This is a genomic window from Nocardioides salarius (assembly GCF_016907435.1).
GTDB lineage: Bacteria > Actinomycetota > Actinomycetes > Propionibacteriales > Nocardioidaceae > Nocardioides > Nocardioides salarius.
This window is the reverse complement of record NZ_JAFBBZ010000001.1, coordinates 237,090-249,283: the sequence shown is the minus strand read 5'-3', so window position 1 is coordinate 249,283 and position 12,194 is coordinate 237,090. Positions and strand designations below refer to the sequence as shown.

Annotated in this window: 16 protein-coding genes and 1 riboswitch; of the genes, 13 read left to right on the top strand and 3 right to left on the bottom strand. The window is 74.6% G+C overall.

The window, feature by feature from the left end:
• The first annotated feature begins 11 nt into the window (after positions 1-11).
• The 3 genes from def to JOE61_RS01255 are packed head-to-tail and all read left to right on the top strand — an operon-like array spanning position 12 to position 2,869.
• Entirely contained in the window at positions 12-557 is a 546-nt protein-coding gene (def, locus tag JOE61_RS01265) for a peptide deformylase (protein WP_193670784.1), read from the top strand.
• 16 nt (positions 558-573) lie between these two features.
• Positions 574-1,509: a methionyl-tRNA formyltransferase gene (fmt, locus tag JOE61_RS01260; RefSeq protein WP_193670783.1), complete on the top strand. Its 936-nt coding sequence runs from the start codon at positions 574-576 to the stop codon at positions 1,507-1,509.
• Position 1,510: 1 nt separating this feature from the next.
• Positions 1,511-2,869: an RsmB/NOP family class I SAM-dependent RNA methyltransferase gene (locus JOE61_RS01255; RefSeq protein ID WP_193670782.1), complete on the top strand. Its 1,359-nt coding sequence runs from the start codon at positions 1,511-1,513 to the stop codon at positions 2,867-2,869.
• Between the two features lie 21 nt (positions 2,870-2,890).
• Here JOE61_RS01255 and JOE61_RS01250 read toward each other — a convergent pair whose 3' ends face one another.
• Positions 2,891-3,640: an AAA family ATPase gene (locus tag JOE61_RS01250; RefSeq protein WP_193670781.1), complete on the bottom strand. Its 750-nt coding sequence runs from the start codon at positions 3,638-3,640 to the stop codon at positions 2,891-2,893.
• A 24-nt stretch (positions 3,641-3,664) separates the two neighbouring features.
• Between JOE61_RS01250 and ligD the strand changes: the two genes are divergently transcribed.
• The 6 genes from ligD to ribH all read left to right on the top strand — a co-directional run bounded on the left by ligD (position 3,665) and on the right by ribH (position 9,161).
• Complete coding sequence (gene ligD / locus JOE61_RS01245) at positions 3,665-4,612, top strand: non-homologous end-joining DNA ligase (protein WP_193670780.1); 948 nt, start codon at positions 3,665-3,667, stop codon at positions 4,610-4,612.
• 81 nt (positions 4,613-4,693) lie between these two features.
• Positions 4,694-5,356 (top strand): ribulose-phosphate 3-epimerase, encoded by a 663-nt coding sequence (gene rpe / locus JOE61_RS01240; protein WP_193670779.1) that lies wholly within the window; start codon positions 4,694-4,696, stop codon positions 5,354-5,356.
• Between the two features lie 96 nt (positions 5,357-5,452).
• A riboswitch (FMN riboswitch) is annotated at positions 5,453-5,598 on the top strand.
• 86 nt (positions 5,599-5,684) lie between these two features.
• On the top strand, positions 5,685-6,770 hold the full coding sequence (ribD, locus tag JOE61_RS01235) for a bifunctional diaminohydroxyphosphoribosylaminopyrimidine deaminase/5-amino-6-(5-phosphoribosylamino)uracil reductase RibD (protein WP_227492297.1): 1,086 nt from the start codon (positions 5,685-5,687) through the stop codon (positions 6,768-6,770).
• Complete coding sequence (locus JOE61_RS01230) at positions 6,770-7,393, top strand: riboflavin synthase (RefSeq protein WP_193670778.1); 624 nt, start codon at positions 6,770-6,772, stop codon at positions 7,391-7,393. Before ribD ends, JOE61_RS01230 begins: the two co-directional genes overlap by 1 nt.
• Positions 7,390-8,685 (top strand): bifunctional 3,4-dihydroxy-2-butanone-4-phosphate synthase/GTP cyclohydrolase II, encoded by a 1,296-nt coding sequence (locus JOE61_RS01225; RefSeq protein WP_193670777.1) that lies wholly within the window; start codon positions 7,390-7,392, stop codon positions 8,683-8,685. Before JOE61_RS01230 ends, JOE61_RS01225 begins: the two co-directional genes overlap by 4 nt.
• Complete coding sequence (gene ribH / locus JOE61_RS01220; protein WP_193670776.1) at positions 8,685-9,161, top strand: 6,7-dimethyl-8-ribityllumazine synthase; 477 nt, start codon at positions 8,685-8,687, stop codon at positions 9,159-9,161. Before JOE61_RS01225 ends, ribH begins: the two co-directional genes overlap by 1 nt.
• Before the next feature lie 29 nt (positions 9,162-9,190).
• On the opposite strand, the gene JOE61_RS01215 is transcribed toward ribH, so the two are convergent.
• Entirely contained in the window at positions 9,191-9,538 is a 348-nt protein-coding gene (locus tag JOE61_RS01215; RefSeq protein WP_193670775.1) for a hypothetical protein, read from the bottom strand.
• Positions 9,539-9,621: 83 nt separating this feature from the next.
• On the opposite strand from JOE61_RS01215, the gene JOE61_RS01210 reads away from it, so the two are divergent.
• Positions 9,622-9,960, top strand: coding sequence for a hypothetical protein (locus tag JOE61_RS01210; protein WP_193670774.1), 339 nt, complete (start codon positions 9,622-9,624; stop codon positions 9,958-9,960).
• Here JOE61_RS01210 and JOE61_RS01205 read toward each other — a convergent pair.
• Positions 9,914-10,537 carry a GNAT family N-acetyltransferase gene (locus tag JOE61_RS01205; RefSeq protein ID WP_193670773.1) on the bottom strand — a complete coding sequence of 208 codons (624 nt, stop codon included), beginning with the start codon at positions 10,535-10,537 and terminating at the stop codon, positions 9,914-9,916. The genes JOE61_RS01210 and JOE61_RS01205 overlap by 47 nt on opposite strands.
• 79 nt (positions 10,538-10,616) lie before the next feature.
• Here JOE61_RS01205 and JOE61_RS01200 point away from each other — a divergent pair, with 79 nt between their 5' ends.
• Genes JOE61_RS01200 through JOE61_RS01190 form a run of 3 tightly spaced genes read left to right on the top strand, consistent with a single transcriptional unit; the run spans position 10,617 to position 12,183 of the window.
• Entirely contained in the window at positions 10,617-10,880 is a 264-nt protein-coding gene (locus JOE61_RS01200) for a phosphoribosyl-ATP diphosphatase (protein ID WP_179616417.1), read from the top strand.
• A gap of 12 nt (positions 10,881-10,892) precedes the next feature.
• Positions 10,893-11,741: an ATP phosphoribosyltransferase gene (gene hisG, locus JOE61_RS01195; protein WP_193670772.1), complete on the top strand. Its 849-nt coding sequence runs from the start codon at positions 10,893-10,895 to the stop codon at positions 11,739-11,741.
• Positions 11,725-12,183 (top strand): PH domain-containing protein, encoded by a 459-nt coding sequence (locus JOE61_RS01190; protein ID WP_193670771.1) that lies wholly within the window; start codon positions 11,725-11,727, stop codon positions 12,181-12,183. The genes hisG and JOE61_RS01190 overlap by 17 nt, the downstream gene beginning before the upstream one ends.
• Positions 12,184-12,194: the final 11 nt, after the last annotated feature.

The following is a 12,194-nucleotide window of genomic DNA, read 5'->3' as shown; positions in this document are numbered from 1 at the left end:
GGATGGCCGCCATGCCCACCCAGCCGATCCGTCTCTTCGGCGACCCCGTGCTGCGCCGGCCGGCCGTCGAGGTCGTCGACTTCGACCGTGAGCTGCGCAAGCTGGTCGAGGACCTGACCGACACCATGCGCGAGGCGCCCGGCTCCGGCCTGGCGGCCCCCCAGATCGGGGTGGGCCTGCGGGTCTTCACCTGGTGGGTCGACGGCGAGCTGGGGCACCTGGTCAACCCGGTGCTCGACCTGTCGGAGGAGGAGCAGGACGGCCCGGAGGGCTGCCTGTCGCTGCCCGACCTGGTCTTCGACACCAAGCGCGCCCTGCGCGTGGTCGCCAAGGGCATGGACATGCACGGCGAGCCGGTGAGCATCGAGGGCTCCGAGCTGCTGGCCCGCGCGATCCAGCACGAGACCGACCACCTCGACGGCATCCTCTTCATCGACCGGCTCGACACCGAGGCCCGCAAGGCCGCGATGCGCGAGATCCGGGAGTCGGAGTGGTTCGGCCTCGAGAAGCCCACCGTCAAGCTCAGCCCGCACGCCACGCGCGGGCTGGGCCTGTGAGGAGAGAGACCACCTGATGCGCGTCGTCTTCGCCGGCACCCCCGAGGTCGCCCTGCCCGCCCTGGACGCGATCGTCGCCTCCGAGCACGAGCTCGTCGGGGTCGTCACCCGCCCCGACGCCCCGGCCGGGCGCGGTCGCAAGCTGGTGGCCAGCCCCGTGGCCCAGCGCGCCGAGGAGCTCGGCGTCCCCGTCCTCAAGCCCGAGCACCCCCGGGAGCCGGAGTTCCAGGAGGCGCTGCGCGCGCTGCGCCCCGACTGCTGCCCCGTCGTGGCGTACGGCGCCCTGCTGCCGCAGTCGGCCCTCGACATCCCCGAGCACGGCTGGGTCAACCTGCACTTCTCGTGCCTGCCCGCCTGGCGCGGCGCGGCGCCGGTGCAGCACTCGATCTGGGCCGGCGACGAGGTCACCGGCGCCACCACCTTCCGCATCGTCAAGGCCATGGACGCCGGCCCGACCTTCGGCGTGATGACCGAGCGGATCCGCGAGCACGACACCGCCGGCGACCTGTTGACCCGCCTCGCCGAGGGCGGCGCCGGGCTGCTGGTCAAGACCCTCGACGGCATCGAGGACGGCTCGCTCGTCGCGCGCGAGCAGCCCGAGGACGGCGTGTCGATGGCGCCCAAGATCCTCGTCGAGGACGCGAAGGTCGACTGGAGCGAGCCCGCGGCCGCCGTCGACCGGCGGATCCGCGCCTGCACGCCCTTCCCGGGCGCCTGGTCGCTCTTCGAGGGCGAGCGCATCAAGATCGGCCCGGTCACCCCTGCCGAGGGCAGCCTCCCGCCGGGCGAGCTGGCGGTCGGCAAGAACCACGTCGTGGTCGGCACCGGCAGCGGTGCGGTGCGCCTGGGCGAGGTCAAGGCCTTCGGCAAGAAGCAGATGGCCGCGGCCGACTGGGCCCGCGGGGTCCGGCTGGCCAGCGGCGCCCGCCTCGGCGACCCGGCCGAGGACTGAGGTGGGCAGGGCGCGGGTCGACCCGGCCCGCAAGGTCGCCTTCGAGGTCCTCAAGGCCGTGCGCGTGCAGGACGCCTACACCAACCTGGCGCTGCCGGCGCTGCTGCGCAAGCACGGGCTCGGGGGGCGCGACGCCGCCTTCGCCACCGAGCTGGCCTCGGGCACGCTGCGCCGCCGCGCGACGTACGACGCCGTGCTCGACGCATGCACCGACCGGCCGCTGCGCAAGATCGAGGCCAAGGTGCTCGACGCCCTGCGGCTGGGCGCCCACCAGCTGCTCGCGATGCGGGTGCCCCAGCACGCCGCGATCTCCACCACCGTCGACCTGGTGCGCTCCGAGGTCGGCCCCGGCGCCGGCGGGTTCGCCAACGCGGTGCTGCGCAAGGTCTCGCAGCGCGACCTCGACGCCTGGCTCGTCGAGCTGGCCCCCGTGCGCGACGCCGACCCGGTCGGCCACGACGCGCTGGTGCACAGCCACCCGACGTGGGTCGTGGAGGCCCTCGGTGCCGCGCTGGAGGGGGTCGGCGCAGGAGCCGAGGTCGGCGACCTGCTGGCCGCCGACAACGTCGCGCCGGCCGTGACGCTCGTGGCCCGCCCCGGCCGGAGCACCCGGGACGAGCTGCCGGGCGAGCCCACCCCCTGGTCGCCGTACGGCGTCGTGCTCGGCTCCGGCGACCCCGGCCAGGTGCCCGCGGTCGCCGAGGGACGGGCGGGGGTGCAGGACGAGGGCTCCCAGCTCGTCGCCGTCGCCCTGGCCGACGCCCCGCTCGAGGGGCCCGACGAGCACTGGCTCGACCTGTGCGCGGGCCCCGGCGGCAAGAGCGCCCTGATGGCGGCGCTGGCCGCCGGCCGTGGCGCCGACCTGCTGGCCGTGGAGCGCCAGCCGCACCGCGCCGAGCTGGTGCGCCGCGCGCTGGCCGGCGCCGACGGCGTGCGCGGCGTGGTCACCGCCGATGGCACCCGTCCGCCGCTGGCGGCCGGGTCGTTCGACCGGGTGCTGGTCGACGCCCCGTGCACCGGCCTGGGGGCGCTGCGCCGCCGGCCGGAGTCGCGCTGGCGGCGCCGCCCCGACGACCTCGACGTGCTGGTCGACCTGCAGCGCCGGCTGCTGACCTCGGCGCTCGACCTGGTGCGCCCCGGCGGCCTGGTGCTCTACGCGACCTGCTCGCCGGTGCTGGCCGAGACCCGCGAGGTGGTCACCGCGACGCTCGGGGCCGTCCCCGGCGCCGAGCTGGTCGACCTGGGCCCGCAGCACGCCGCGGTGCCCGGCGCCGAGGGGCCGCTGGCCGGCACCGTGCAGCTGTGGCCGCACCGGCACCGCACCGACGCGATGTTCATGGCGCTGCTGCGCCGCGGCTGACCCAGCCGTCCTCAGGCGTCCTCAGTCGTCGCGCAGGTGCCGCAGGTAGCGGCCCGGCTCGTCCAGGTAGCGGCGCCAGTGCTGGACCAGCTCGAGGTCCTCCCAGGTGGTGCGGCGCAGGCCCCACGGGCCGACCTCGAGGATGGTGGCGCCCGGCATCGCCGCCAGCACGGGGGAGTGGGTGGCGCAGAGCACCTGACCGCCGTCGTCGACCACCCGGTCGAGCGCGGCGACCAGGCCCAGGGTGGAGGAGAACGACAGCGCGGCCTCCGGCTCGTCGAGGCAGTAGAAGCCGGAGCCGTCGAAGCGGTGGGCGAGCACCGAGAGGAACGACTCGCCGTGGCTCATCTCGTGGAAGGCCGGCTCGTCGGGACGCCGAGCGCCCGCCGGGTGGTCGGTCAGGCTCTCCTCGAGGTAGGTGTACCAGCCGTGCATGGTCTCGGCGCGCAGGAAGAAGCCCCAGCGACCGGCGCCCAGCCCGCGCCGCAGCCGCAGCGCACCGGCCAGCGGCGACTCCGAGGTGCGGGTGCGGTGCCGGCTGCCGGTCGAGCCGCCCTCCGGCGAGAGCCCGTACGCCGCTGCCACGGCCTCGACCAGCGTCGACTTGCCCGACCCGTTCTCGCCGACCAGGAAGGTCACGCCGCGAGGCAGCTCGAGGCCCTCGCGGGCGAGCTGGGCCACGGCGGGCACCGTCATCGGCCAGTCGTCAGCGTGGGGCGCCCGCGCGGGGTCGACCTCCACGCTGACCACCGGCGGCTGGTCGAAGTCCATGGTCGCCCACCCTAGGCTCGGGCCATGCCAGCCCAGTCGCCCGCCGTCGAGATCGAGGTCGACGACAAGGTCGTGCGCGTCAGCAACCCCGACCGGGTCTACTTCCCCGAGTCGGGCGCCACCAAGCTCGACCTCGTCGAGTACTACCTGGCGGTCGGCCCGGGCATCGTCAACGCGCTGTGGGAGCGGCCCTGCATGCTGCACCGCTTCCCGAAGGGTCTGGCCGGCCCGAAGGTGCACCAGAAGCGGCTGCCGAAGGGCGCCCCGGCGTGGGTCGAGACCGTCGAGCTGCACTTCCCGCGCTTCGACCGCACCGCCGACGAGCTGTGCGTGACCGAGCTGGCCTCGGTGATCTGGGCGGTGCAGATGTCGACGGTCGAGTTCCACCCGTGGAACAGCCGGCGCGCCGACACCGAGAAGCCCGACGAGTGGCGCATCGACCTCGACCCGGGTCCCGAGTGCGACTACGCGACGGTCCAGCGCGTGGCTGGAGTGGTGCACGAGGTGCTCGACGAGCTCGGCGCGACCGGCTTCCCCAAGACCAGCGGCAGCAAGGGCCTGCACGTCTACGTCCGGATCCCGGCCGAGCACGGCTTCGCCCAGGTGCGCCGCGCGGCGCTGGCCTTCGCCCGCGAGGTCGAGCGCCGCAGCCCCGACGTCACGACGACCTGGTGGACCAAGGACCGCGACCCGGCGGCGGTCTTCGTCGACTACAACCAGAACGCCCGCGACCACACCATCGCGGCGGCGTACTCGGTGCGGGGGCTGCCCGACGCCCGGGTCTCGACGCCGCTGCGCTGGGACGAGGTCGACGACGCCGACCCGCGCGACCTGACCATCGCCACCGTGCCGCAGCGCTTCGCCGAGCTGGGCGACCTGCACGAGGCGATCGACGAGCACCCCTTCGACGTCGCGCCGCTGCTGGAGTGGGCCGACCGCGACGACCTGCCCGTCGAGGAGGGGGAGGTGTGATGTCCAGGGACGCCGGCCCTGTCGCTGGTCGAGCAGGAGCGCCTCCTCGAGCCGGTGGCCGGTCTGGGAGGATGACGTCTCGTGGGCATCCAGATCACTCCGAGCATCCTCAACGCCGACTTCGCGAGCATCGGGGCGGAGGTGGCCCGCATCCCCAGCGCCGACTGGGTGCACGTCGACGTGATGGACAACCACTTCGTGCCCAACCTGACCTTCGGGCCGACCATGGTCGAGGCGATCGCGCGCTCGACCGGCACCCCGCTCGACGCGCACCTGATGATCAACGACCCCGACCGGCACGCCCCGGCGTACGTCGAGGCCGGCGCCGCGTCGGTGACGTTCCACGTCGAGGCGGCCGCCGCCCCGGTGCGCCTGGCGCGTGAGATCCGCTCCGCGGGTGGTCGGGCCAGCATGGCGCTCAAGCCGGCGACCCCGGTCGAGCCCTACGAGGACCTGCTGCCCGAGCTCGACATGCTGCTGCTGATGACGGTCGAGCCCGGCTTCGGCGGCCAGAAGTTCCTCGACCTGGTGCTGCCCAAGATCCGCCGCGCCCGCGCCCTGATGGACAAGCACGGCGTCGAGACCTGGCTGCAGGTCGACGGCGGCGTCTCGCTCGAGACCATCGAGCGCTGCGCCGAGGCCGGCGCCGACGTGTTCGTGGCCGGGTCGGCCGTCTACTCCGCCGAGGACCCCGACGCGATGGTCGAGAAGCTGCGCGCTTCCGCCGCCGCAGCCCAGGGCTGACGCCCCGCCCCCGCCCAGCCCCGCACCCGTGTGGCGGGGCTCACCCCCGTCGCCGGCGCCGTGTGTGGGAGACTGCGGGGGACGAGTGAACATTGCTCGCGTGCTCTGGGGTCGGTGAAAATCCGAGCCGGCGGTGACTGGCCGAGAGGCCGGAAGTCCGCGACCCGGTCACCGCCAGTGACCGGTTGACCAGGTGTGAGTCCTGGACCGACGGTCAAAGTCCGGATGGGAAGTGCACGCACAGCAGGCTCATCCGCCGACGCTTCGCGCGCGGCGTGGGTCCGCAGTCAGCCCCGGGGTCCGCGACGGACCGAGAAGGGCGGCGGAGATGGCCGGCACGAGCGACGTCGAGCGCGACGCGATGCGTCGTGCGCTCGAGCTCGCCGCACGCCCCGGCGCCCCGCTGCACCCCAACCCCCGGGTCGGGTGCGTGCTCCTGCGCCCCGACGGCAGCACCCTCGCCGAGGGCCACCACCGCGGCGCCGGCACCCCGCACGCCGAGGTCGACGCGCTGGCCCGGGCCGGGGCCGAGGCCCGCGGCGCGACGGCCGTGGTCACCCTCGAGCCGTGCGACCACACCGGCCGCACCGGCCCGTGCTCGCAGGCCCTCGTCGCCGCCGGCGTACGCCGCGTGGTGCTGGCCCAGCGCGACCCCAACCCGCTCGCGACCGGCGGGGTCGAGACCCTGCGTGCCGCCGGCATCGAGGTCGAGGCCGGGCTGATGGCCGCCGAGGCGACCGCCCTCAACCGGGTCTGGACCTTCGCGGTCGAGCACGGCCGCCCGTTCGTGACCTGGAAGCTGGCGACCACCCTCGACGGGCGCAGCGCCGCGGCCGACGGGACGAGCCGCTGGATCAGCGGCACCGCCTCGCGCCGCGACACGCACCGGCTGCGGGCGCTCGCCGACACGATGCTGGTCGGCACCGGCACGGTCGCCGTCGACGACCCGCTGCTGACCGTGCGCGACGCCGACGACCGGCCGCTGCCGCGCCAGCCGCTGCGCGTGGTGATGGGGCGCCGCGACCTCGACCCGGCCGCGCGGGTGCTGGCCCCGGTCGCCGGCGGCGACGACACGCCCACCCTGCACCTGCGCACCCGCGACCCCCACGAGGCCCTGGCCGAGCTCGCCGCCCGCGAGCGGCGCCACGTCTTCCTCGAGGGCGGACCCACCCTGGCCGCGGCGTTCCTGGCCGCCGGTCTCGTCGACGAGGTCGTCGCCTACGTCGCACCGTTCCTGCTCGGGGCCGGGCGCAGCGCCGTGGCCGACCTGGGCATCACCACCATCTCCGGGGCCTGGCGCCCCGAGGTGCTCGACGTCGCGGTGCTCGACCCGGTCGTCGACGGCGAGCAGCCGGACGTCCGGTTCACGCTCGCGCCACCAGCCCCCACCCCACCCGCACGAGGAGACGCCTGATGTTCACCGGCATCGTCGAGGAGCTCGGCACGGTCGCCGCGATCGACGACCTCACCGACGCCGTCCGACTCACCATCGACGCCAGCGAGGTGCTCGAGGGCACCGGCCTGGGCGACTCGATCGCCGTCAACGGCTGCTGCCTGACCGTCGTCTCCGTCGAGGGCGGGGCCTGGACCGCCGACGTGATGAAGGAGTCCCTCGACAAGACGTCGATGGGTGGCCTGCGCCCCGGCGACCCGGTCAACCTCGAGCGCGCGGTCACCGCCGAGAAGCGCCTGGGCGGCCACATCGTCCAGGGCCACGTCGACGGGGTCGGCGAGGTGCTGCGCCGCGAGCCCAGCGAGCACTGGGAGGTCGTGGAGATCTCCCTGCCGCCCGGGCTGGCGCGCTACCTGGTCGACAAGGGCTCGATCACCGTCGACGGGGTCAGCCTCACCGTCGTGGAGGCCGGTCCCACCAGCTTCACCATCAGCCTGATCCCCGAGACCCTCGCACGCACCACGCTCGGGCGGCGCCGGGCAGGGGACCGGGTCAACCTCGAGGTCGACATCCTCGCCAAGCACGTCGAGAAGCTGTTGGCAGCGCAGCTGCCCGGCAGCCAGCAGAAGGAGCACCACGCATGAGCGAGCAGAACCCCACGCTGCAGCGCGTCCGCCTCGACAGCGTCGAGCGGGCCGTCGCCGACATCGCGGCCGGCAGGGCCGTGGTCGTCGTCGACGACGAGGACCGCGAGAACGAGGGCGACATCATCTTCGCCGCCGCCAAGGCCACGCCCGAGCTGATGGCCTTCACCATCCGCCACTCCAGCGGCGTGATCTGCGTGCCGATGCCCGCCGACATGCTCGACCGGCTCGAGATCCCGCTGATGACCCCGCACAACAAGGACAAGCTGCGCACGGCGTACACGATCTCGGTCGACGCCCGCGACGGCGTCTCCACCGGCATCTCGGCCGCCGACCGGGCGCACACCGCCCGGGTGCTGGCCGACTCCGCGACCGAGCCCTGGGAGATCACCCGGCCCGGCCACGTCTTCCCGCTGCGCTACCGCGAGGGCGGGGTGCTGGTGCGCCGCGGCCACACCGAGGCGGCGGTCGACCTGGCCCGGCTCGCCGGGCTCACGCCGGCCGGCGTGCTGGTCGAGGTGGTCAACGACGACGGCACGATGAAGCGGGCCGTCGAGCTGCGCGAGTTCGCCGACGAGCACGACCTGGCGATGATCTCGATCGAGGACCTGGTCCGCTACCGCCGCCGGCACGAGACCCTGGTCGAGCGGGCCGCGGTGACCCGGCTGCCCACCCGCCACGGCGAGTTCACGGCCTACGGCTACCGCATCACCGTCGACGGCTCCGAGCACGTCGCGCTGGTGCACGGCGACCCGGCCGCCCTGGCCACCGACGAGCCGGTGCTGACCCGGGTGCACTCGGAGTGCCTGACCGGCGACGTGCTGCACTCCTTCCGCTGCGACTGCGGGCCCCAGCTCGACGAGGCCCTCGAGCGGGTGGTGGCCGAGGGCCGCGGGGTCGTGGTCTACCTGCGCGGCCACGAGGGCCGCGGCATCGGCCTGCTCGGCAAGCTGCAGGCCTACCAGCTGCAGGACGGCGGGCGCGACACCGTCGACGCCAACCTCGACCTGGGCCTGCCGGCCGACGCGCGCCACTACGGCACGGCCACCCAGATCCTGCGCGACCTCGGGGTGGGCTCGGTGCGGCTGATGACCAACAACCCCGACAAGGTCAGCAGCCTCGAGGACTTCGGGGTGCCGGTGGCCGAGCGGGTCCCGCTGACCCCGCACCCCAACGACCACAACCTTGGCTATCTGCTGACCAAGCGCGACCGGATGGGCCACGTGCTGCCCGACCTCGTCGACCCTGCTGTCGACCCTGCTGTCGACCCTGCCACGAACGGAGCTGTCTGATGAGCGGCCACGGAGCCCCCACCGCCGAGCCCGTCGACTGCAGCGACCTGCGCGTCGCCGTCGTCGCCGCCTCCTGGCACACCGAGGTGATGGACGGACTGCTCGCCGGCGCCCGGCGCGCGGCCGACGACTTCTCGGTGCGCGACCTCGAGGTCGTGCGGGTGCCGGGCACCTTCGAGCTGCCCGTGGTCGCCTCGGCCCTGGCCGAGCGGGGCTACGACGCCGTGATCGCCCTGGGCGTCGTCATCCGCGGCGGCACCCCGCACTTCGACTACGTGTGCAACGCCGCCACCGACGGCCTGGGCCGGGTCGCCCTCGACCACACCGTGCCGGTGGGCTTCGGGGTCCTGACCTGCGACGACGACCAGCAGGCGCTGGACCGCGCCGGGCTGGAGGGGTCGAAGGAGGACAAGGGCTACGAGGCCACCGCCGCCGCCCTGCACACCGCCCGCACGCTGGGCTCGCTGCGCGGCTGAGCCGGTCGAGCCCGCGGGGCGCTGCCGCGTCAGGACGTGCGGCGGTGCCCCGGGCGGTCCTCGGCGATCCAGGCGGCACCCAGCCGCATGCCCTCCGCGATGACGCCGATGGCCAGGTAGATGCCCGAGACGCCGGCGACCACGACCCCGAGGGCGAGCAGCACGACGTTCGAGTCGTCCTGGCGGCCGCCTGTGCCTGCGCCGACGAGCAGCCACCCCAGCACCTGGCCGATCGAGGCCATGACGATGACCGCCCAGGGCCGCCACCGCCCCGAGGCCGTCGTGTGCTCGCCCGAAGGCTGACCGAGCGCCTCGCGCCGCAGCGCGTCGTGGCGCGCGGCCCGCTCGGCGAGGTCGTCCTGGCCAGGCTCGACCATCGGCTTCTCCTTCGTGCTGGTCCCGGAACCTGGGAGATCTCTACCACGTCCGCCCGCGGCGTCGGCTCTGACAGGCTGGGGCGATGAGCGCAGGGCTGACGGGAGTGGTGGTCGCGGTCGTGGTGGCCGCGGGGGTGCTGGTGTGGCTGGGGGCCGAGACGGCGCTGGGCCGAGGCGCTGACCGCTCGCGGCCCCGGCCCCCGGTCGCCGAGCGCTGGCGGCGCCGCCCCGGCCTGCGCAGCGCGGCCCTGGTGCTGCTCGGACTGGGCGTGGGCGCCGGCGTGCTCGGCGCGGCCGCCCTGACCGGGGGCGCCACCGACCGCGGGACCGGGCTCGACCTCGTCGGCCTGGCGACGGCGCTCGTGCTGGCCGGGGTCAGCCTGCTGGCGACCTGGTGGCGCCTGGCCGGCCGGCGTCGGTGAGGCGCGCGCGCCACTCGTCGGCCAGCAGCGCGTAGGCGTAGGAGTCCACCCAGCCCAGGTCGCGGTGCAGCGACTCGGCGACCCGGTGCGCCTCGCGGCGCATCCCGACCCGCTCCATCAGCCGCCACGACGGCGAGTTGGCCGCGAAGCAGTCGGCGGTGACCCGGCGCAGCCCCAGGTCGTCGAAGCAGATCGCCAGCACCGCCTCGAGCGCCTCGGTGGCCAGCCCCCTGCCGGCGTACGCCGGGTCGAGGACCCAGCCGAGGTCCGCCTCCACCGCGTGCGCCCGCCCGGCCACGTCGAGCTGCGCCCAGCCGTCGCCCACCGACACCATCAGGTCGCCGACGACCCGGCCGTCGTGCTCGACCAGCAGCGTCTTGGCCAGCCGGTCCGGGCGGGCGTACCACTCGCGGAAGGCGTCGAGGTCCTCGGTGCGTCCGCCCAGCCACCGACCCACGTCGTCACGGCGCCGGTAGGCCCACACCGCCTCCACGTCGTCGGGCTCGGCGGGCCGCAGCGAGGCGCGGTCGGTGGGGCGGGGCCAGCGCAGACCGGCCAGGGGGTGAGGGGCGTCCACGCGACCATGGTGTCGTGCAGGTCTCGTTCCCGCGATCCGGTACCGGGCGCCGGGGCCCCACCACCTAGGCTGGTGCCTCGTGAAGACGTTCGAGGAGCTGTGGACCGAGCTGGCCGAGAAGGCCCGGACCCGTCCCGAGGGGTCGGGCACCGTGCGAGAGCTCGACGCCGGGGTCCATGCGATCGGCAAGAAGCTGGTCGAGGAGGCCGCCGAGTCCTGGATGGCCGCCGAGCACGAGGGCAAGGAGCGGGCGGCCGAGGAGATCAGCCAGCTGCTCTACCACGTGCAGGTCCTGATGCTCGGGCTCGGCCTCGAGCTCGACGACGTCTACACCCACCTCTGAGAGGCCACCGCCATGTCGTTGCTGAGAGTGGCGGTCCCCAACAAGGGATCGCTGTCCGTCTCCGCCTCCGAGATCCTCAAGGAGAGCGGCTACCGCCAGCGTGAGGACTCCAAGCAGCTCACGCTCACCGACGCCGAGAACGGCGTCGAGTTCTTCTACCTGCGCCCCCGCGACATCGCGCTGTACGTCGGCGAGGGCACCCTCGACGTCGGCATCACCGGGCGCGACCTGCTGCGCGACTCGGGAGCCAAGGCCGACGAGGCGCTCGACCTGGGCTTCGGGCGCAGCCGGTTCCGCTTCGCCGCGCGCCCCGGGCGCTACACCGAGCTCTCCGACCTCGCCGGCGCGCGGATCGCGACGTCGTACACCGGGGTCGTCCGCTCGTTCCTGGAGGAGCGCGGCATCGAGGCCAGCGTCACCCGCCTCGACGGCGCCGTCGAGACCAGCATCCAGCTGGGTGTCGCCGACGTGATCGCCGACGTCGTCGAGACCGGCAGCACGCTGCGCCAGGCCGGCCTCGAGGTCTTCGGCGAGACCATCCTGGAGTCGGAGGCGGTGCTGATCACCCGCTCCGGCGACGTCCCGGAGGGCTTCGAGTCGCTCAAGCGGCGCATCGAGGGCGTCCTGGTGGCGCGCAGCTACGTGATGATGGACTACGACATCCCCAGCGACCAGGTCGCCGACGCGGTGCGCCTGACCCCCGGGATCGAGAGCCCCACGGTCGCCCCGCTGCACCGCGAGGGCTGGTCGGCGGTGCGGGCCATGGTGCCGCGTGCCGGTGCGCAGCGGCTGATGGACCAGCTGTGGCAGCTCGGGGCCCGCGGCATCCTCCTCACCGACATCCATGCCTGCCGCCTCTGAGGGCGGGGCGCCGGCGCTGCCGGTGACCTACCGCCCGCTGGGTCCGCGCATCGTGGGCATCGGGCTGGGCGTCGGCCTGCTCGTGGTCTTCGCCGCGGCCTGGATCAGCTTCGGGCCCGACGTGCGGGCCCGGTTCACCCTCTTCCAGCGCAGCACGCTGGTCTTCCTGGGGGCGTTGGGGTTCGGCTCCATCTTCGCGCTGGTGCGCTCGCGGGTGGTCGCCGAGCGCGGCCGCCTGGTGGTCGTCAACGGCTTCCGGCGCCGCGAGCTGGCGTGGGAGCAGGTGGTCAGCGTGCGGATGCCGCCCGGCGCACCCTGGGCGACCCTCGACCTCACCGACGGCACCACCATCGCCGCGATGGGCATCCAGGGCTCCGACGGCGCCCGCGCGCAGCGGGCGGTGCGCCAGCTGCGCTCGCTCGTCGACGATCCTGCGCGCTGAGCGCGGGCCGG